Source organism: Pseudomonas sp. NPDC090592, assembly GCF_044769185.1.
Taxonomy (GTDB): domain Bacteria; phylum Pseudomonadota; class Gammaproteobacteria; order Pseudomonadales; family Pseudomonadaceae; genus Aquipseudomonas.
The window spans coordinates 1-18,678 of the sequence record NZ_JBIVXJ010000051.1; the positions used below are offsets into that span (position 1 = coordinate 1).

Below are 18,678 nucleotides of genomic sequence, written 5' to 3' on the forward strand. Positions count from 1 at the left end.
CTGATACATAGATGCAACCGGGTTCCTATGTTCAAAAGCAATTAGACAGTGTGGGCGAGTCCATACATAGGAGCGGCCTTGTGTCGCGAAAGGGGCGCAAAGCGCCCCCAGCGATCTTCAGTGCAGCTTCAATCGCGGCTCAGTACCCCGGCCAATCTTGCTGCCCAGCATCATCAACGCCGTGCGGAAAAACCCATACAGCGCCATCTGGTGCATGCGGTACAGCGATACGTAGAACATCCGCGCCAGCCAGCCTTCCAGTTTCACGCTGCCCATCAGGTTACCCATCAGGTTGCCCACCGCCGAGAAGCGGGACAGTGACACCAGCGAGCCGTAGTCCTTGTACTCGTAGGTCGGCAGCGCCTTGTTCTCCAGCCGCGCCTTCAGGCTTTGCGCCAGCATCGAAGCCTGCTGGTGCGCGGCCTGGGCGCGTGGTGGCACGCTGCGGTCGCTGCCTGGTTGCGGGCAAGCGGCGCAATCGCCAAAGGCGAAGATGTTGTCATCGCGGGTGGTCTGCAGGGTAGGGCGCACCACCAGCTGGTTGATGCGGTTGGTTTCCAGGCCATCGATGTCCTTCAGGAAACCCGGCGCACGGATACCGGCCGCCCACACTTTCAGGCTGGCTTGGATTACCTCACCATCCTTGGTTTTCAGGCCATCCTCGGTCACTTCACTGACCGCAGCGTTGGTCATCACCTTGACGCCGAGTTTTTCCAGGGTCTTGTGCACCGGCACGCTGATGCGCTCTGGCAGCGCTGGCAGCACGCGAGGGCCCGCCTCGATGATAGTGATGTGCATGTCCTTGGGCTGGATGCGGTCCAGGCCATAGGCTGCCAGTTCGTGGGCGGCGTGGTGCAGTTCGGCCGCCAGTTCCACACCGGTGGCACCGGCGCCGACGATGGCGACGCTGATTTTTTCACTGGCCACGTCGCCGGCATGGGCGCGCAGGTAGTGGTTCAGCAGCTGCTGGTGGAAACGCTCGGCCTGCTTGCGGGTGTCCAGGAACAGGCAGTGCTGCGCCGCGCCCAGGGTACCGAAGTCGTTGGTGTTGGAGCCTACGGCGATGACCAGGGTGTCATAGCCCAAGGTGCGCGCAGGCAGCAGTTCGCGGCCCTCTTCATCGAGGGTGGCGGCCAGCTGGATCTGCTTGCCTTCACGGTCCAGGCCGCTCATGCGCCCCAGCTGGAAGTTGAAGTGGTTCCACTTGGCCTGGGCCACGTAGTTCAGTTCGTCTTCCGAGGAGTTCAGCGAGCCGGCAGCCACCTCGTGCAGCAAGGGCTTCCAGATATGCGTGAGGTTGGCGTCGACCAGGGTAATTTCGGCCTGCTTGCGCTTGCCCAGGCTTTTACCCAGGCGGGTCGCCAGTTCCAGGCCGCCGGCGCCGCCGCCGACAATCACGATGCGATGAGTCATGGGGATATCTCATAAGGTTTACGGAATTCGTGGCCCAGCGGGCCGGCCGCAAACTGCACGAGGGGAGGGCGAGCGCGAAGCAGCTCATAGCACCAGTCCACTCAGCAGGCGGCTGATGAGACCCAACCCGATGGTTACGGCCACCACCAGCGCAAGGAGCAGCCACGGCCGGAAGGGCCTGCGCTCGACTTGGTGCTGGGGGGCTCGCAGATACTCATCGACACGACGCTGATCTTCCGGGTTCAAGCGGCTGGTCATGGTGGGGCCTCGTCAGGTAGACGTCTGTGACTGCGCAAACGCTACAGCGTTCGCGCAAGGGCTTGAAACAAATGATAATGCTTTCTATCCCCGGCGCCGAGTGTACGCCATTGCAAACACTCGGTGCAGTGGATCAAAGACTGATGCCTACATCAAATACGATGCTGCGCCCCAGGTTGCCGCGCAGAAAATCCGGCGCGTCGGGGTGGGCAAACAGCACACGGGCAAACGTCGGCCCCACCAGCGACAACGAGCGCCAGCCCTGGCGCAGGTATTCGGTGGGCGGCGGAAAATGGGTGTTCAGGTCGAGCACTTCGCGCTTCAGGCTGGAAAAGGCAATGATGTCCAGCTCATTCAGCTCCAGGCCGCGTTCCCGGTAATTGTGTGCCTTTTTACGCAAGGTCGGCGCCAGGCGGCCCAGCAGCTCGGTGGCACTGATGCGCCGCGGGCGTGCTTCACGGCGCACCAGTTGCGCCAGGGAAAACGCACTGCGCCGGCGCTGCAACTCTTCGCGCCATTCATCGTTGAGCCGGCGGCCCTCGTCCAGCACAAAAAACACCTCGAACGCCGCATCGCGGAACAACACGTCGGGCGGCTCTTGCCCGGCCGGGGTGAAGTCTTCGCTGCGGTAGGGAATGTTCAACCCCTGCAAAAGGCGCTGGCACACCCAACGCTCCCGTTCCCACTTGCGGGCGTTGGAGAGAAAGGCATTGGCTTGTTCGGCCTGGATGGTAAGCAGGCGCAGGTAGTCTGAGTCATCCATGCAAAGAGCTTAGCCGCTAATCGATGACGGTAAGATGCTGTTTAAGCGTGGGAATCAGTCTGTTCCGGCTATTGCTGTCTGCAGCATCCTACGAGGGCGCCAGCCTGACGCAGCCGAAGCACAGGCAGAATGGGTGTAGACTCGATTTAATCCACATGGCGGCAAGGGGTATTGTTCAGGTGATCAGCGCGCAGGTGTTGTCCGGCACTACCCTTACGCTTGGCTGGCTGGGTTTTGTGCCGCTGTTGGTCTGGGCGGTCAGTCGCGTGCGCTGGGTGGAGCTGTTTGCCGACCGCCGCCGCCAGCACCTTCTGTTTGGCACCGTGTTCTGCCTGTTTGCGCTGTGGTTGGTCAGGCGCGATTTCGATACCGGGGTGTCGTACCACTTCATCGGCATGACGGCGGTTACCCTGTTGCTGGACTGGCCGTTGGCGGTGCTGGGTGGGTTCATGGCCCAGCTTGGACTGCTGGCGCTGGGGCGGCAGGACCTGGCGGCGCTAGGGGTGAATGGGCTGTTGCTGGTGGGCTTGCCGGTGCTGGTTACCGAGGTGTGTGCGATTGTGGTCGAACGGGCGCAGCCGCGGAACCTGTTCGTTTATATCTTCTGTTCGGGGTTCTTCCCGGCAGCGCTGACCGTGCTGGTTTGCGTGCCTGCGGCGCTAGGGTTGTTGTGGCTGGACGGGCGCTTTGCCATGCCGGAGTGGCTCAGCGACTTTGTCGGTTACCTGTGGCTGATGATGTTCCCCGAGGCGTTCATCAACGGCATGGTGATCAGTGCACTGGTGGTGTTTTGCCCGGAGTGGCTGGAAACGTTTAACCGCACGCGGTATTTGCAGGCGCCGTGGAAGGAGGATGAGCGTTGAGATCTGGGTGGCTGTGCAGGCCTCTTCGCGGGCACGCCCGCTCCCACAGGAAAGTGCGCAAACTGAACGCCATGCAGTACCTGTGGGAGCGGGCGTGCCCGCGAAGAGGCCTGCACAGCCACCTTGAAACCCGCTTAATGCCGCGGTTCCAGGTCCCCCGAATACAGCTCATCCTCAGACTCTTCAGCCCCCGGAATCTTGTGTTCCTCAGCCGCCCAGGCCCCCAGGTCGATCAGTTTGCAGCGGTCTGAACAAAACGGCCGGAACGCGCTTTTCTCGCTCCATTCCACAGGTGCGCCACAAGTCGGGCAGTCGACGGTCAATGGCTGGCTCATGGCTGGCCTCCTTTCAAAGTCAGGTAAAAGTGGTGCAGGCGATCAATCTGCTGATGCAGGGCGGCCAGGTCGCCATCATTGACCACCACATCATCGGCATGACGCAGGCGCTCATCACGGGCCAACTGGGCCTGCAAAATGGCCTGCACCTGCTCGGCACTGGTGTTGTCCCGCGCCAGGGTACGCGCTATTTGCAGCTCCTGTGGCGCATCGATCACCAGCACGCGCTGGGTCTTATGGTATTGCCCCGACTCGATCAGCAGCGGCGACACATAGACCGCATACGGCGACTGTGCCTTGGCCAGGTAGCTGAAAATCTCCTGCCCGATCAGCGGGTGCAGCAGTTGCTCCAGCCATTTGCGCTGCGCCGGGTCGGCGAAGATCAGCTGGCGCAGGGCGGCGCGGTCGAGCTGGCCGTCCGCCTGCAGCACGCCAGGGCCGAAACGCTCGACGATGCTGGCCAAGGCCGGGCGGCCAGGCTCAACCACCCAGCGCGCTGCCTGGTCGGCGTCGACCAGGTGCACGCCAAGCTCGACGAAGCGCTCGGCAGCGGCGCTCTTGCCGCTACCAATGCCGCCGGTGAGGCCGAGAATCCACGGGGTAAAGGCTGCAGTGGCCATCAGTATCCAAGCAGTTGCATGTAAGAGGCGACTATTTCATCACCCCAGAGCACAGCAATCCACCCCGCAATCGCCAGATAAGGCCCGAACGGCATCGCAGTGCCCATGGCGTGCCGACGCAAACGCAGCAGGCACAGGCCAACCAGCGCCCCCACCACCGACGACAACAGCAGCGTCAACGGCAACACCTGCCAGCCACCCCAGGCCCCGATCAACGCCATCAACTTGAAGTCGCCATAGCCCATGCCTTCCTTGCCGGTGACCAGCTTGAACACCCAGTACACCGACCACAGGCTGAGGTACCCGGCCACCGCGCCCCACAGCGCGTCGGCCAACGGCACATAAAGGCCGAAGGCGTTCACGATCAGCCCCAACCACAGCATCGGCAGCACTAGCACATCCGGTAACAGCTGGTGCTCGGCATCGATCAGGCTCAGCGCCAGCAGGCACCAGGTGAGTGGCAGTGCCAGCAAGGCCTCGGCCGAAGCGCCAAAGCGCCACGCCACCACCAGCGACAGTAGCGCGCTGGCGACTTCGACCACCGGGTAGCGCGGGCTGATGCGGGTTTTGCAGGATGAACAGCGCCCTCGCAACGCCAGGTAACTAATGACTGGAATATTCTCCCAGGCGCGAATCTGATGCGCACACTGCGGGCAGCGGGAGGCAGGCAGGCACAGGTCGAACCGTTCATGTTGCGCAACCGGCAGCCCCAGTACCTCCTGGGCCTCACGCTGCCATTGCCGCTCCAGCATGATCGGCAGCCGATACACCAGCACATTGAGAAAGCTGCCCACCAGCAGGCCCAGCAGCGTGGCCAAGGTGAGGAAGTACGCCGGCTGCTCAGCCAGCAAAGTCCATAAAGTCATGTTCAGATCAAACTACCCAACTGGAAGATCGGCAGGTACATCGCCACCACCAGGCCACCGACCAGCACGCCCAGGATCAGCACGATGGCCGGCTCCAGCAGGCTGGTCAACTGGTCCAGCGTTTGGCTGACCTGTTCCTCGTAATGGCTGGCGGCCTTTTCCAGCATCTGGTCCAGTGTGCCGCTGGACTCACCGATGGCGGTCAGTTGCACCAGCAGCGGCGGAAACAGCGGCTCAGCCGCCATCGCCACGTTCAGCCCCTGCCCATTGGCCATGCCATGGCGCAAGCGCAACACCGCCTGCTCATGCAGGTCGCCCCCGGTTACACGAGCCACCGTACCCAGTGCATCAAGCAACGGCACCCCGGCACCGTAGGCGGTTGCCAGGCTGCGCGCGAATCGCGCCAGTGCTGCCTGCCCCAGCAGCTTGCCGAAAACTGGTAATGCCAGCACGCGTCGAGATATCCACAGCCGTGCTGGCGCATGCTGCCGGTAAAGCTGGCGCCCGGCAAAACCTAGCACCACCCCCATTACCAGCAACAGCGGCGCAAACCGACTCAGCCCTGTGGACAAGTCGATCACCCACTGGGTAAAGGCTGGTAACGCAGCGCCCAGGCCCGAGAACATGCTCTCGAATTTGGGGATAACCTCCAGCAACAAGATCGCCGACACCCCCAACCCGGTAAGCAACAACAGCAGCGGGTAGATCATCGCCTTGCGCACCTTCTTGTGCAGCGCCCGCCGATTTTCCAGCATGCCCGCCAGTTGCTCCAGCTGCCGATCAAGCGTGCCAGACTGCTCGCCCACCCGCACCAGGTTGCAATACAACGCATCGAACCACGCCGGGTGGCGCTGCAACGCATCCGCCAGCCCCAGGCCCGAAGCCACATCCTGTTTCAATCTTTGCAGCAACGCCGCCTGCGCCGCATCGCAGCCACTGCGCCCCATCACCTCGAACGCCTGCAACAGCGGCACCCCGGCCTTGAGCAAGGTCGCCAACTGCCGGCTGAACCCCGCCGGGTCAGCCTTCGCCCGCTGCTTTGGCAGGCTGAGTTTCAGCCCGGTGGCCGGGCGCAAACTGGCCACCGTGATGCCCTGGCGGATCAGCCCCGCACGCACATAAGCCGGGCTGCGCCCAGGTGTTTGGCCAGTGACCGGCGTGCCGTTGGCGTCAGTGCCGCGCCAGCTGTAAAGGTGTGTGGATGAGGTCATGCAAAGGTCCTTTTTGTGCCCGTGCGACAAGCCTGGAAACAGCTTGCCGCGTCCATGCAGGGGCGTACGTCCGTGATGCTCACTAGAGTAGTTCAGCGAAGATGACGCCCAAGCGGGCAGGGGTGACAAAAGGTGTCTGTTCAGGCCTACTGCGCCGCTGCCGCATGGGGCGCGACCGACCTCAATGCGTAAGCGAACACACAAGGGAAATACGTTCATGAAAGGGCAACGCGGTATCACCCTGATCGAACTGATGATTGCCATCGCGATCATCGGCATTCTGACCACCATCGCCTTACCGATGTACACCAACCACCAGGCCCGCGCGAAGGCCGCGGCAGGGTTGCTGGAGATCAGCGCGCTTAAGACGGCGATGGATTTGCGGTTGAATGACGGGAAAGACGTGGCAGATGTGGCTGCGCTGGGTGGCCAGCCGACCACGACGCATTGTGCGATTACCGCGAGCGGCAAGGCGGCGGATGGCACCGCCAGCATTGCGTGCACGCTGGTGGACGCGCCGGCCAATGTGGTGGGCAAGTCACTGACCCTGACGCGCTCGGCTAGTGGGTGGGCGTGTACTACCGATATAGAGGAAGACTTGGCGCCCAAGGGGTGCAAGGGGGCCTGAGGGTAGGGCATTACACCAGTGGAAACAGGGGTTTGCGTTGCGGGTGTGAGCAGTGGTACGTTGCGCTACACGCCGGTGTAGCTCAGTCGGTAGAGCAGCGCACTCGTAACGCGAAGGTCGCAGGTTCGATTCCTGTCTCCGGCACCATTCAAAGACCTGATTGCCACCTCCCGCAATCAGGCCCAGTCCTCCAACAGCGCACGATTCCCTCTGTGGGAGCCGCGCTTGCCGGCGATGGGCTGCGAAGCAGCCCCAATTCCCCAGACTGCCAGGCCCCCACACCCTGTCATGCTCAACTCCGTGCCTATTCGACTTATCGACGTGCCTTTTTCAACTTAAGGTTGCGCGGCTTTCGAGATAATGCTTTTCTTCGATAAGCCTTAAGCCCAATGATTTCGGGCTATTAGGCACGAAAATTAGAGATAGTCTGAAAGCCGCTTAGAGATAATTCACAGATGCCGCAGTTTTCTCACCACGATCTCCAGTTGCTGAACCCGTCCTTCGACTCGCCACTGGTCGACGTGCTGAGCGAGCTCGAGTTCCTGCGCAGGCTAAGGCTGGAAGGCGATACCCCGGCACCGGTTTTCTTCCAGCTCAAAGATATCTTCCACACGCTGGAGAGCCTGGGGTCTGCCCGAATCGAGGGTAACCACACCACACTGGCGGACTACATCGACAGCAAAGTCGAAGGCACTGCCGAAAGCACCGATCAGTTGCTGGAGGTTGCCAACATCGAGAAGGCGATGGATTACATCGAACAGGTGATGCAGCCCGGTGTAGACCTGACCGAGCACATGATCCGCGAGTTGCACGCCATGACCGTGGTCGATCTACGGCGCGAAGGGGATCGCACACCCGGCGCCTACCGTGAAGGGTCGGTGCGTATTTCGCAGTCGGACCACCTTCCGCCTGATGGGCTGCTGGTGCCGCAGTACATGCAGGAGCTGGTCAGCTTCATCAACCGTGAGGATTCGCCGAAGTACGCATTGATGAAGGTTGCCCTTGCACACCATCGCTTCGGCTGGATTCACCCGTTCGGCAATGGCAACGGGCGGGTGGTAAGGCTGCTCACGTATGCGTTGCTGATGAAGTACGGCTTCAACGTGAACGTGGGCGGCAGGGTGCTGAACCCAACTGCCGTGTTCTGCAACGACCGCGAGAAGTATTACGCCATGTTGGGGATGGCCGATACCGGCACCCCAGCCGGGCTGGAGGCGTGGTGCGTTTATGTGCTGGAGGGCATTCGGGATGAGCTGGAAAAGGTGGACAGGCTCACCCAGTATGGCTACCTGACAAAATCGATCTTGTCCCCTGCCGTGAGCTATGCGCGCAGCCGGGAATGGATCACCGCAGTCGAAGAGCAGATTCTGGACTGTGCGATAAGCATGAAAGTGGTGAAGTCTGGCGACATCGCGCGGGCGGTTCCCAAGCTTACCCCGGGCCAACGGACCTACCAGATCAAGAACCTGGTGGAGCAGGGCATGTTGATACCAGTTAGCCCAGGCTCCAGGCAGTACACGATCGGGTTCTCGAACAATTACTTGATACGGGGTGTGATCAAAGCGTTGAGAGGCCAAGGTTTCATTCCCGAGCCACTCGATAATCCCTGATATGTGCCTCCCGCTGTAATCTCCGGCATTACCTGGTCACCCGCAGAAACAATCTGCCAAAGCGGATGGTTTGACCCTCCAGGCCAAATCTCGGAGGATGAACCCCGAGGACTGCAATTGTGCATTTTCGGGCATGGCTTGCCAGTAATCGGCCCCCCGAATCTGGCAGCAGTGAAGCTGGCGCTCACTGACGTAGGGACAATCGATAGGCCCCACCATACGGCCGATGATTCGACTGGGTTCTGACCTGAAGGATTGTGAATCCGGAAACTAAAGAATCGCTGCGACTACAGCCTCAGTGACAATCAGATGGCGACCCCGAAAGGGTGACCTTGCAGAGCCACTAGCAACCCACGAATAAGCTGCACACTCAGACATCAAGTGCGAACCATGTGGGAGCGGCCTTGCGTCGCGAAAGGGCCGCTAAGCGGCCCCCGACAATTTATGCAATGTCGCCGAAATCCCAGACCTGCCCCGCAACCCACCCCACCACCAGAACCTGTATCGCCCTCGCATGCAGTCCGGCTCTAAAGGTGAGAGCACCTGTCTTGCTCAATTTTCAAAAGCTGGCGCGAACCCCTGTGGGAGCGGGCTTGCCCGCGAACACGGGCGAAGCCCGTGCCATCCACTACAGACATCAAAGTTATCCGCGGCGCCCGTGTATTTATTCCGAAACGGCACGGGCATATGTATCAGTCCTGCAGACCGACTTGAACAGGGCTCTACGGTAACTTCCCTCGTGACAATCGGCATGACAAACGCCGATGTCACCAGCAACAGCCATGCAGATGATGGTGCCGCAGACCAGGGAGTGGACTGCACCTGACTGACAGTCAGGCATGCCCCGATCATCGCATTGCTGCTTGCACATGGCTCAGGATCTTCAGCCGCTGGTTTCGTCAGCCAATGCTGCCTCCACCCGCCCACCCGTAACGGTGCTCAGGAGGCCAGATCATGAGATGCCCTTGCTCCCGGACGTAAGGAGCCGCCAGTCCCGCGTAGTGGACATTTCCCACAGGTCGCAGGGGCCTTGATCCCTGATAACACTCAACATTCTTGGCGGGATGACGTGGGGCGAGGATCGTAGAACGGTAGATGAGGTGACCGACATGGCATTGGTGGGTAGACGCGACGGCCGTAATTTCGGCTACGGTAGGCAATTGAGCTATGCAGGGCCGCAGGCGCTGAAAGACATGTTCGGCGGCGGCCACTACGGCACGGTGAAGGCACACTGTGATCGGTGGCAGGCATTCGTGAAATGGTGCCGCTCCGAACAGGGGCCCGGTATCAATGATGCGCGGCACATTGATCGAAAGGTGTTGGCCGACTATGCGGCGTATCTGCGTGACTTGGTTGGGCGCGGTGATCTCGCCGTCAGCACCGCACAAAACCGGCTATCCAGCGTTAACAGAACTATGGCGGCGATTCGCGGTGATCAGTGCGTGAAATTGTGCAGCCCAAGCAAGGCGTTGGGCATGCAGCGCACTGGCGTTCGCCAATCGGTGCCGCAAGGCCAAGACCGCGAACAGGTTCAGCAGATCGCTCATGCGCTTTGCCTCCATCATCAGCAACGGGCCGCCGCGATTGTTCTGTTGGCGCGAGCCACCGGCATGCGCTTGCGTGAGGCAATCTTGGCGGATCTGCCACGACTAAGCCGTGAGGCTAACGAGCTAGGCAGGATTAACATTCAGGAAGGCACCAAAGGCGGCCGTGCTGGCGCCTCGGCGCCCCGTTGGATTTCGGTGGACGACCATGTTCGAGATGCACTTGAGTTTGCAGGACAGGTATTGTCTGCGGATAGCCGCAATCTGATTGCGCCACACGAATGCTACCTAAATGTTCTGCAAGAAATCATCCGCCCTGCGCGGGACATCCTCCATGCACACCACCTCAAAGGCTTTCATGAATTACGGGCAGCGTTCGCGTGTGAACGCTATGAGCAAATCACCCAGCACCGCGCCCCTATCAACGGCGGTAAATGCTGCTTGTTAGATCGGCGCCTTGATCGTGAGGCCCGAAAGCAAATCAGCTATGAGCTGGGGCACGGTCGGATCGACGTAGTCGCTGCGTACATTGGGGGTGGGCATGAGTAAGCCATTCGATATGGAGCTGTTCTTGGCTGGCGTGCTGGCCGGGTCGCACGCGACGCGGCAACGCCATTTGCGCCAGGCGAAGATTATCCAAGCTGAAATCGCAGAGCGCTGGCAGCGAGAGACGCCTTGGGCTTGGCAGAGAAAGCATGTTGCTTGGTTTCTCGGTCATCGCCTAGGCCCGCGCAGTGAGGCGACGCGTTATTACTACCTGCTGACTGTACGGCTGCTCGCTCGCCGATTAGAAAAGTCATGGGTATTCAACCGCTAAGCGAGGATTTGATATTGATAGTCTCGACCGAGCAAACGTCCAGACAACCGCCTCGCCGCAGCCTTTCATACCCCCCTCCGAGCCTACTTACCCACAGCAAGAAGCGCCGGTTTTCAGTCGTCAAAAATAATCCACAAGGCCACTAGCCATGATTCATGGATCCAAAAAAAATTTTCTTGAACGCCGCAGCCCGTGTGGCTTGCGGGCTTCAAGCTGTATCTATATACATACTCACAAGTTATCCACAGCCCCCCTCCTTGCAAAGCTGTCGTGACCACATTATCTTGCGGTTAGTGACGGTATGAAGCCCATATATTGGGTTTTTGCTGGGAATTTGCTCGACCTGTGGATAACGCATGATCTGAGCTAACCCGACTGCGCAAGGAGGAAAAAATGGTGGTTGACGCAGAGCAAAAGCGCTTTCAGATCTTGGCGTTATCGGGTGGGGGCTATCGAGGGCTGTATACGGCCAAGATCCTTGCTGATTTTGAAGAAGAGATCGGCGCTCCCATCGCTACACGCTTCGATTTGATAGCTGGCACCTCCATCGGAGGCATTCTTGCTTTAGCTGTAGCGGCCGGTATCCCTGCGAAGGTCATGGTTGACCTATTCGTGGAGCACGGGGAGGAAATATTCAAACGGCGATTTTCCCTTAAAGGCATTCTGAGAGCCCCATACTCCGCGAAGCCCCTGCAGAACCTTTTCAGCGATCCGAAGCTCTTCGGTGAGCGCACACTCGGGGAGAGCAAGCATCCTGTGCTCATCCCAGCGATCAACTACTCAAGCGGACAGCCTCAGGTTTTTAAAACGTCTCACCACCCCTCTTTCAAGCGAGACCATAATTTCCGACTGGTCGACATCGCCTTGGCCACGAGCGCTGCCCCCGCCTACTTCCCAAGGCACACCTTCAATCACAACCAGTACGTCGACGGCGGCTTATACGCCAATGCCCCTGGCCTGTTGGCGGCCCACGAAGCACAGATTTTCTTTGAACAATCCTGTGAGTCAGTCCATCTCCTCTCAATAGGGACCATGTCCTCGAAATTCACTGCGAACCCAGGGCGCAACCGAAGTGGAGGTACTTACGATTGGGGAGGGATCAACCCTGCCAACACCCCTAAACGTCTGTTCGGCCTATCCATTTCAGTCTTGGAGTCGTTGAGCGACTTCATGCTTCGGCATCGCCTTCCCGGTAGATACCTCCACATCGACGAAACCCTTACGGATGAACGCGCAAGCGCCGTCGCCCTTGATAAAGCGGATGGCCCAGCGCGAGAGGTGCTCCTGGGCGCTGCCTCTGAACAGTCGAAGTTCTGGCTGGGGAACAGCGAACTACAACCGTTCCTTGAACATCTGGCGCCATCGCCAAAATTTTTCTATGGCGCTAGCGCCACCGAAGGGGAGTAGTGAAAGTGCTGAAACTTAATAAGCTTTTTCATAAAGGTGGCGCCGACGATAACGTTTTCGAAGATCGAATCGCGCCGACAACTGAGCAACGCAAATTCCTGATGGGCTGCAAGAACAAGATTCGGGATCATTTGAAACCCAGAATTCGTGCGGTGACCAAAGCCGTATTGGGCATGGATCGTGTAGTGGAACCCCGCTTCCGTACTCAAGGCTCTTGGTCTTACAACACTTGCGTTGTGCCAGCCCAGCCCTCTCAAGAGATGGACTGGGATTACGGGGTTTATCTGCCCGTAACTGTTTGGGAGGAAAATGGCCCTCCTCACAAGATGGCAAAGGTGTATTTCGCCTTGGTGGAGGAACTGCTGAAAGATCTGTGCGAGACAGAAGGCTGGAAGCTTTTGACTGGAAAGTCAACATGCATACGCATTCAGGTCGCCACATGGGCTCACATCGACATTCCTCTCTATGCGGCACCTGAGGACGAATTCGCGACAATTACAGAGCGTGCGTCCCTCGAAAAGGCTGTTGTATTGGACAGCGCTAACAACATGATTGTTGCTCGCGCCATGAACGAGAGCTTTGAGCCGCAGGAGTGGAAGGACCTGGACCATATTGCGATGGCTACACGCAGTGGTGAATGGCGCGAATCTGATCCCGAAGCCGTAGCGAACTGGTTCAGAGATCGGATTGAAGAGCACGGTGAGCAACTGCGACGGATCTGCTGCTACCTTAAAGCCTGGCGAGATGTGCATTGGCAGTCTGGAGGACCAACCTCTGTGTCGATCATGATCGCCGTCGCCCAAAACTTCATTGCTCGCAAGGGACGGGACGATCTGGCCTTGGAAGATGCGGCAAAACATCTGGGTGAGGTCTTCAAGAGCGAGATACGTGAAGCCGGGATTGACGATGAAAAAGAAGACTTCAATCGCTTGAGTGACACCGAGCGTGCGGCAGCTGCGCGTCGATTCTCGGAGCTTGGCACCGCGATTCATGACAGCCGGATGCTGAGGGAGCATCAAAAACCTCAAGCGATCACCCAAATGAGATCCCAGTTCGGTAGCCGTATGCCCTGGGACAATTCTCTCATCGAGTTGGATAGCGAAGTGGACGCGATTCGGAACACCGCTCCTGAAAAAGTCGCTCCGCCTGTAGTTTTCTCCAGCAGTGCTGGCTGAGGAGCGCTTGTGAGCGTTTTAGGAGAAACCCTGAGGGCGCTCAGAGCACTCGGATTTGTGCCGGTGGCCGCCAAGGCGCCGGCTCGCGCATTCAAGGGTATGTTGGCCTGTAAGAAAGGCAATGTGCGAGTCAAGCTTACCATCAGGGACTGGGACTTTTTGACCTATCCCTTGATCCGCATATTGGATCGCCCTGACTTTCTCCCCGAACTGATGCCACACATTGACGTACTCGGCAACCTTTGTTATTTCGCCCCAGGATCTGTAACTCTCGACAGGTACGATCCTGCAACGGCAGTTTTGCAATGTATCAACCAAGCAACTGCGATCATGGATCGCATCGCAATGGACCCGAGTTATCGTGACAGCGACATTCAAAACGAATTTCCTGCCCATTGGGAGTACGGCCAAAAAGCCGTCCCATGGGAGGTTCTCTTAGGGCATATCGATGACAAGGAAAAATTCGCAAACTACTTTGTCATCGAAAGCTCCGAGAAAAAAAGAGTTTTGATTTCTAATGACCAAGATGAAGCTAACAGGTTAGCGACGTCGTTAGGCGCGACTATTAGAAACTCAACGTACCGCTGCTGGATTTTCAAAACCGCAGTTATTCCTGCAGTACCGGAAGCTATGCCTAAAACTGTTAAGGAACTTTTCACCTGGCTTCGCACCTGGGACAAAAAGCTTTCAGACAGCATTCAGCAGGTGCTATCTGAGCCTGACTATCTAAGCTTCAAGTATGTTTCCTTTGCAATCGACACCCCGGTGGGCTGGATCGGCTTCGGCTTTGATCTCGACCATATGAAGCGAAAAGGCTACCGCCGAAGCCCCAAACTCTACCGACAATATCTCCACAACAAAGGAGGGGGGACACCTCTATTCAGGCTGTCCATTAATAAGGTCAGCGGCCAGTTTGTTCATAGTAGAAATTTGAATTATAAAGACCTATATAACAAACGTATTGCCATAGTAGGCTGCGGTGCCATTGGATCCTTTGTGGCGCACGCTATGCTGCGACTCGGCGCGGGGACAGGCAAGCTCGGCGGCTTAAAATTAATTGATCCCGACACGATGGGGCCCGAAAATTTAGGGCGGCATATTCTCGGCTATCCTTCACTTTTTCAGCAAAAAGCGAAAGCACTTGCTGTGGATCTAAGGCGCCAATTTCCACACAGCCATGTCGAAGCAGTCACGACGAGCGTGTTCTCTCATAAAGAATTATTCGGGGCAGAGTTGATAATCGATGCCACCGGGGAGGAGACAGTTAGCGAACTACTCAACGGCATTCGAATTCAGCGGAAAAGCCACGTACCTTTTTTACACGTATGGATTCGTGGTAACGGTGAAGCTGTACAAGCCCTATGGGTCGATAATAAGGGTGGCGGATGCTATAGATGCCTTCTTGTGCCTGATGGAAACTCTCATCGAAAAGAGCGCTATCGTGTACTGAAAACGGTGCCAGTTCGAAGGACTGATGGTTGCCGAGCGTACACTCCGTACGCAGTTTCGGCGCCGCTGCATGCCGCAGCTTTGGCAACGGAAATGGTGTGCGACTGGCTGCAGGGCTCACCCGATCCTAAGTTCAGAACCCGATCGATGGAAAACGCTGATATTTTCAAAATTAAAAATCAAAACCTGTCAAAAATTAAAGGTTGCCCTGCATGCGAACAGCAATAATTTGGGGCGCCGAGCAAAAGAGTGATAGAAAGATTCTGGTCGAAGCTGAGCCATTGCAAACAATGGATAAGTATCGCCAGGACAGGGCCGACAAGGCAGAGGCAGGGGGGATTCTATTAGGCTATCGAAAAGGCCCATACCTACACGTCGTTCAGGCTACTGCGCCTCAAATAACTGACCAGCGTTCGCGATACAGATTTGACAGAGCGGCACATTACCATCAAAAAATTGCAATGGAGCAATGGAGGGGGAGCGACAGTACAATTGATTATCTCGGTGAGTGGCACACTCACCCTGAGATCAAACCTTCTCCTTCAAACATTGATATCGGCGAGTGGAGTAAAGTTATAAAGCGTCAATCGAAACCCATGATGTTTTTGATACTTGGCCTGAGCGGCGATACGTGGGTCGGAATGTCACTAGGAAAACAACTAATCCGCTGCAACATAATATGGCCAAAGTGATTTATAATCCGTCCGTTTCGCTCTGAGTGCTCTGGGAAGGCATGGTGACCTTAGACAGAACCGGGCGTCAAGGCCGATAGAGGCTTGAGCAAAGGAGTGAACATAAAAAAGTTAGACCAAGGAAAAATGATAGGATCGCTTGAAGAGTGCGCTCATGTCGGAATAAAGGCCAACTAAAAATGAACCGAAAAATTATCAAAATATTAAGTGAGACGGCGACTATCGCAGGAGAAAATTTTTCCGGTATTGGCATAATAGTCTGGAATGAAGAGTATGAGCTGCCCATATTCCCAATTAAAGAAAACGCAGTAATACCAAAAAGCGGGAATTTATCGTGGGACCTAGCAAAAATATCCACCACGGAAAATGAACTTCATGATGGCTTTCATATATTAACACCTACTCTGAAGCTGGTTCGTGTTTCCCAGTATTTTTCACCGCCGATCATTCATGGAATTTCAGTGAATCGCGAGAGGAGTTTTGGAGGAAGATACTTGGCAGCACTATTTGGGTCTGCGCTTCCTGGCGTAAAGCTAAGCGCGATTGCTACCCCTTCTCTGGGAATTGCTGTATTCGAAAACGGCCAAGAAACCTACTTTGAGGAGCCTTAAGTGTTTTCAGTTATCTCCCCGGTAAAACTCGTTGTTTTGATATGCCAAATATATGCGACGCTAGTACTCTTCATTGTCCTGGCTTTGTTTTTCATCGATCCTGATATTTCAAAATCTTTTCTCTTAAGAATTGTGCTGGGGGGAGCCGGCGCACTTGAGATTACGTTACTCGTGACCGCACATTTTTTCTGGCGGAAGTTATGGGCTAAATTCCCTATGCTCAACGATTTTTTATTTCCAGACCTAAACGGCGTTTGGAATATGAAAATTCACTGGAGCAACAATGGCGAGGGAGGAGTCGTAGAAGCCAGGGCCACTGTCAAACAGAGTTTAATTTCCGTAAGTATGGAGGTTCATTCGGAGGGGTCTGACTCAGAAACTATATTGGTAAAGACATCTAAGGACTCCGAATCGGGGCGCCCGCTAATGCACTATATGTACAGGGTAGTACCGAAGTCTATAGGGGAAGAGCCATCCCCTCCATACGAAGGTGCTTCCACACTCAAGCTTTTCTCTGAAGAAGGTGGAGTTCTCAGGGGTAACTATTTTACAAGTCGAAACACCAGAGGGCATTTCGTGCTCATTCGGTAGCGATGACTGCTAGGTGAGCGGTGACCTCTGAAGTTAAAGTTCGCAATCGGACGAGCTCCTTGAGGTGGTTTTAGAGGTAAAGGGCTGTATCCTCACGGGTAATAATAAAATTCAGTTACTTGTGTGTTGATACGATTCCTGTCTCCGCCATTAAAGTAAAGGCATCCAGCTTATTTGCCCTGCCAACCACTGCTGCCATCCCTCAAGCGTCTGAAGGCCCTTGCTGATATTGCAGTCGGCATCATGTTGCCAATAGGGTGATTGGCGAGCTGTTTAGCCATGCGCTCGTCGGTCAGCGAATCACCGGCTCGAAGTGGTCAGCGTGCAGCTGTCGCCAAGCTCGCACCTGCGGGACGCGCAGCGGCCCGCGCATTTCCCGTGAAGCTTGATGCGCTTTTTCTTCGTGAACCTCATGGCTTCGCTTTCTTACATTTGAGCCAATGCAAGCTCATGTGCAATCGACGTCTTGCTCTTGCCGCTGAACGGAACCGACTCCTGAATTACCAACGCGGCTTGATCGTTGTCTCCTATGGCTGAGCTTGAGAGCGGACATTGAAATAAAAGCAGACAATTCCACCTATGATCGGTCCAGAAAATGCCAACAATGGGTTGAAAAGTTCGCTTCTGAACGCCGCAGCTAAACCTAGGCCCAGGAACAGAGGCCAGATGATCGCTAGGGACAGGATCAAAGGCCAGCGCTTTGTAATGCGCTCTGTACCTGGCTCTGCCTGCCCCAGCCCCCCGCAAGTCCCACAAGGTAATCCTGCATGGCTCCTGCCTTTCAGTTTGTTGATGGTCTGGTGATACCTCACGCAAACAGCGCACGAAGCCCCTTCAGTTCCAGATTTGCAGATACCAGTTTGTGCGCAATGCGCGCAGGGGTAGAGGTTCGCTTGAACAGACATTGCAGTTATTTTTCCTAGGCTTGCTCGACGTCTTGCCGCCAAAGTCGTGTTTTCGTCGATTGTCCTACATTTTCCGTATCCTTTTCCTACAAGTTCGAAACTTGCACCACCGCGCTACGTGAGGCTAAATTTCCCCGTCGCGGAAAATTCCGTGACCGGGCGTAGGAACCCGTTGGTAAACTTGGCGCACGCACTAGGCGCCCCTGCACCACAGCTGGCGCTTTTTTTGTGCCTGCCGTGCTGTGTCATGGCGGCTGTGTGTGGGCAGGCTTCGGCCTGGCCGGGTTTCCAAGTTTCCCGGTATTCCTACCCCACACACAGCTGCCACCCAATCCCGTAGGAAGGATCGTGGTAGCTCCAACCAAAACTTGGAGCCTCATGCATGCTTATCTCAAGTCCGAGCAGGATCCTCGCATTCGCTCTCCACCGTCGTTTCTCGACGGCCCGAAGTGACGTCACCAACTCCGCAAAACCGGAGGCCCGCCATGTCTGACCAGGAACGCCTATCCACCATCCAAAGCTACGCCTGGACCCTCGAACTGCTAGGCGAAGCCCTGGTCCAGCACGACGAAATGCTGGAATGCGAACACAACCCGCGCCTGAGCTTTCGCAACACGGCCGGTATCCATCAGGCAATCCGGATCATCAGCCGGTTGGCCAGTGAGCAGTGTGGGAAGGTGATGCAGCGCAATGGCCAGGCGACGGAGAGTTAGGCGCCGGTGTTGATGAGCGATGGGCCAGGGAGCGTCGTTGCAGCTGGCCCGTTTTGCTGTAGGCCGCTATAGGGGATTCCTGTCAGGGCGGGGAATGGGGCTGCTGCGCAGCCCATCGCGACGCAAGGCCGCTCCTTGTATCTCGACTTTCGCCTCTCAAAAGGCGAAAGTTCTCGACTGATCATCGAGGGAAGGCCTTGAAGCCGA

At 56.9% G+C, this 18,678-nt stretch carries 19 protein-coding genes and 1 tRNA gene; 13 read left to right on the forward strand and 7 right to left on the reverse strand.

Translation table 11 applies throughout. The features are described from left to right. Positions 1-117: 117 nt before the first annotated feature. From ACIQUI_RS27775 to ACIQUI_RS27785, 3 genes are all read right to left on the reverse strand, one after another. Positions 118-1,413, reverse strand: coding sequence for an NAD(P)/FAD-dependent oxidoreductase (locus ACIQUI_RS27775; RefSeq protein WP_105945551.1), 1,296 nt, complete (start codon positions 1,411-1,413; stop codon positions 118-120). 84 nt (positions 1,414-1,497) lie between these two features. Beyond that, positions 1,498-1,671 carry a DUF3094 domain-containing protein gene (locus tag ACIQUI_RS27780; RefSeq protein WP_144170447.1) on the reverse strand — a complete coding sequence of 58 codons (174 nt, stop codon included), beginning with the start codon at positions 1,669-1,671 and terminating at the stop codon, positions 1,498-1,500. A 133-nt stretch (positions 1,672-1,804) separates the two neighbouring features. After that, positions 1,805-2,434 carry a DUF1780 domain-containing protein gene (locus ACIQUI_RS27785; protein WP_003247546.1) on the reverse strand — a complete coding sequence of 210 codons (630 nt, stop codon included), beginning with the start codon at positions 2,432-2,434 and terminating at the stop codon, positions 1,805-1,807. Between the two features lie 155 nt (positions 2,435-2,589). Here ACIQUI_RS27785 and ACIQUI_RS27790 point away from each other — a divergent pair, with 155 nt between their 5' ends. Further along, on the forward strand, positions 2,590-3,297 hold the full coding sequence (locus ACIQUI_RS27790) for an energy-coupling factor ABC transporter permease (RefSeq protein WP_403204156.1): 708 nt from the start codon (positions 2,590-2,592) through the stop codon (positions 3,295-3,297). A gap of 134 nt (positions 3,298-3,431) precedes the next feature. Here ACIQUI_RS27790 and yacG read toward each other — a convergent pair whose 3' ends face one another. The 4 genes from yacG to ACIQUI_RS27810 are packed head-to-tail and all read right to left on the reverse strand — an operon-like array spanning position 3,432 to position 6,329. After that, positions 3,432-3,632 carry a DNA gyrase inhibitor YacG gene (gene yacG, locus ACIQUI_RS27795; RefSeq protein ID WP_391132361.1) on the reverse strand — a complete coding sequence of 67 codons (201 nt, stop codon included), beginning with the start codon at positions 3,630-3,632 and terminating at the stop codon, positions 3,432-3,434. Beyond that, the gene (gene coaE, locus ACIQUI_RS27800) at positions 3,629-4,252 is read right to left on the reverse strand and encodes a dephospho-CoA kinase (protein ID WP_391132359.1); all 624 of its coding nucleotides are present in this window, start codon (positions 4,250-4,252) and stop codon (positions 3,629-3,631) included. Before coaE ends, yacG begins: the two co-directional genes overlap by 4 nt. Continuing rightward, the gene (locus ACIQUI_RS27805; protein WP_403204159.1) at positions 4,252-5,118 is read right to left on the reverse strand and encodes a prepilin peptidase; all 867 of its coding nucleotides are present in this window, start codon (positions 5,116-5,118) and stop codon (positions 4,252-4,254) included. Before ACIQUI_RS27805 ends, coaE begins: the two co-directional genes overlap by 1 nt. A 2-nt stretch (positions 5,119-5,120) precedes the next feature. Further along, complete coding sequence (locus ACIQUI_RS27810) at positions 5,121-6,329, reverse strand: type II secretion system F family protein (protein ID WP_403204162.1); 1,209 nt, start codon at positions 6,327-6,329, stop codon at positions 5,121-5,123. A 217-nt stretch (positions 6,330-6,546) separates the two neighbouring features. Between ACIQUI_RS27810 and ACIQUI_RS27815 the strand changes: the two genes are divergently transcribed. The 12 genes from ACIQUI_RS27815 to ACIQUI_RS27870 all read left to right on the forward strand — a co-directional run bounded on the left by ACIQUI_RS27815 (position 6,547) and on the right by ACIQUI_RS27870 (position 18,471). Further along, positions 6,547-6,957, forward strand: a complete 411-nt coding sequence (locus tag ACIQUI_RS27815) for a pilin (protein WP_403204164.1) — start codon at positions 6,547-6,549, stop codon at positions 6,955-6,957. A 71-nt stretch (positions 6,958-7,028) separates the two neighbouring features. Continuing rightward, positions 7,029-7,104, forward strand: a tRNA-Thr gene (locus ACIQUI_RS27820). Positions 7,105-7,412: 308 nt separating this feature from the next. After that, entirely contained in the window at positions 7,413-8,567 is a 1,155-nt protein-coding gene (locus ACIQUI_RS27825; RefSeq protein ID WP_403204166.1) for a Fic family protein, read from the forward strand. 1,109 nt (positions 8,568-9,676) lie between these two features. Then, on the forward strand, positions 9,677-10,660 hold the full coding sequence (locus ACIQUI_RS27830; RefSeq protein ID WP_403204168.1) for an integrase domain-containing protein: 984 nt from the start codon (positions 9,677-9,679) through the stop codon (positions 10,658-10,660). Continuing rightward, the gene (locus ACIQUI_RS27835) at positions 10,653-10,928 is read left to right on the forward strand and encodes a hypothetical protein (RefSeq protein WP_196155829.1); all 276 of its coding nucleotides are present in this window, start codon (positions 10,653-10,655) and stop codon (positions 10,926-10,928) included. The genes ACIQUI_RS27830 and ACIQUI_RS27835 overlap by 8 nt, the downstream gene beginning before the upstream one ends. Before the next feature lie 393 nt (positions 10,929-11,321). Further along, complete coding sequence (locus ACIQUI_RS27840) at positions 11,322-12,335, forward strand: CBASS cGAMP-activated phospholipase (RefSeq protein ID WP_403204171.1); 1,014 nt, start codon at positions 11,322-11,324, stop codon at positions 12,333-12,335. Beyond that, positions 12,335-13,510 carry a CBASS cGAMP synthase gene (locus tag ACIQUI_RS27845; protein WP_230381203.1) on the forward strand — a complete coding sequence of 392 codons (1,176 nt, stop codon included), beginning with the start codon at positions 12,335-12,337 and terminating at the stop codon, positions 13,508-13,510. The genes ACIQUI_RS27840 and ACIQUI_RS27845 overlap by 1 nt, the downstream gene beginning before the upstream one ends. A gap of 9 nt (positions 13,511-13,519) precedes the next feature. After that, the gene (locus tag ACIQUI_RS27850) at positions 13,520-15,187 is read left to right on the forward strand and encodes a ThiF family adenylyltransferase (protein ID WP_403204175.1); all 1,668 of its coding nucleotides are present in this window, start codon (positions 13,520-13,522) and stop codon (positions 15,185-15,187) included. Next, entirely contained in the window at positions 15,172-15,651 is a 480-nt protein-coding gene (locus tag ACIQUI_RS27855; RefSeq protein WP_403204177.1) for a Mov34/MPN/PAD-1 family protein, read from the forward strand. The genes ACIQUI_RS27850 and ACIQUI_RS27855 overlap by 16 nt, the downstream gene beginning before the upstream one ends. A 179-nt stretch (positions 15,652-15,830) precedes the next feature. After that, positions 15,831-16,262 (forward strand): hypothetical protein, encoded by a 432-nt coding sequence (locus tag ACIQUI_RS27860; protein ID WP_403204180.1) that lies wholly within the window; start codon positions 15,831-15,833, stop codon positions 16,260-16,262. 132 nt (positions 16,263-16,394) lie between these two features. Continuing rightward, on the forward strand, positions 16,395-16,853 hold the full coding sequence (locus ACIQUI_RS27865) for a hypothetical protein (RefSeq protein WP_403204185.1): 459 nt from the start codon (positions 16,395-16,397) through the stop codon (positions 16,851-16,853). 1,390 nt (positions 16,854-18,243) lie between these two features. Further along, positions 18,244-18,471 (forward strand): hypothetical protein, encoded by a 228-nt coding sequence (locus ACIQUI_RS27870; RefSeq protein ID WP_403204182.1) that lies wholly within the window; start codon positions 18,244-18,246, stop codon positions 18,469-18,471. Positions 18,472-18,678: the final 207 nt, after the last annotated feature.

What these genes read in the sequence shown, in the direction of transcription:
- yacG (WP_391132361.1), bottom strand. Translation starts at nt 3,632, where the DNA reads ATGAGCCAGCCATTGACCGTCGACTGCCCGACTTGTGGCGCACCTGTG.
- ACIQUI_RS27810 (WP_403204162.1), bottom strand. Translation starts at nt 6,329, where the DNA reads ATGACCTCATCCACACACCTTTACAGCTGGCGCGGCACTGACGCCAAC.
- ACIQUI_RS27860 (WP_403204180.1), top strand. Translation starts at nt 15,831, where the DNA reads ATGAACCGAAAAATTATCAAAATATTAAGTGAGACGGCGACTATCGCA.
- ACIQUI_RS27805 (WP_403204159.1), bottom strand. Translation starts at nt 5,118, where the DNA reads ATGACTTTATGGACTTTGCTGGCTGAGCAGCCGGCGTACTTCCTCACC.
- ACIQUI_RS27815 (WP_403204164.1), top strand. Translation starts at nt 6,547, where the DNA reads ATGAAAGGGCAACGCGGTATCACCCTGATCGAACTGATGATTGCCATC.
- ACIQUI_RS27870 (WP_403204182.1), top strand. Translation starts at nt 18,244, where the DNA reads ATGTCTGACCAGGAACGCCTATCCACCATCCAAAGCTACGCCTGGACC.
- ACIQUI_RS27785 (WP_003247546.1), bottom strand. Translation starts at nt 2,434, where the DNA reads ATGGATGACTCAGACTACCTGCGCCTGCTTACCATCCAGGCCGAACAA.
- ACIQUI_RS27780 (WP_144170447.1), bottom strand. Translation starts at nt 1,671, where the DNA reads ATGACCAGCCGCTTGAACCCGGAAGATCAGCGTCGTGTCGATGAGTAT.
- ACIQUI_RS27840 (WP_403204171.1), top strand. Translation starts at nt 11,322, where the DNA reads ATGGTGGTTGACGCAGAGCAAAAGCGCTTTCAGATCTTGGCGTTATCG.
- ACIQUI_RS27825 (WP_403204166.1), top strand. Translation starts at nt 7,413, where the DNA reads ATGCCGCAGTTTTCTCACCACGATCTCCAGTTGCTGAACCCGTCCTTC.
- coaE (WP_391132359.1), bottom strand. Translation starts at nt 4,252, where the DNA reads ATGGCCACTGCAGCCTTTACCCCGTGGATTCTCGGCCTCACCGGCGGC.
- ACIQUI_RS27775 (WP_105945551.1), bottom strand. Translation starts at nt 1,413, where the DNA reads ATGACTCATCGCATCGTGATTGTCGGCGGCGGCGCCGGCGGCCTGGAA.
- ACIQUI_RS27790 (WP_403204156.1), top strand. Translation starts at nt 2,590, where the DNA reads ATGGCGGCAAGGGGTATTGTTCAGGTGATCAGCGCGCAGGTGTTGTCC.
- ACIQUI_RS27835 (WP_196155829.1), top strand. Translation starts at nt 10,653, where the DNA reads ATGAGTAAGCCATTCGATATGGAGCTGTTCTTGGCTGGCGTGCTGGCC.
- ACIQUI_RS27855 (WP_403204177.1), top strand. Translation starts at nt 15,172, where the DNA reads ATGCGAACAGCAATAATTTGGGGCGCCGAGCAAAAGAGTGATAGAAAG.
- ACIQUI_RS27830 (WP_403204168.1), top strand. Translation starts at nt 9,677, where the DNA reads ATGGCATTGGTGGGTAGACGCGACGGCCGTAATTTCGGCTACGGTAGG.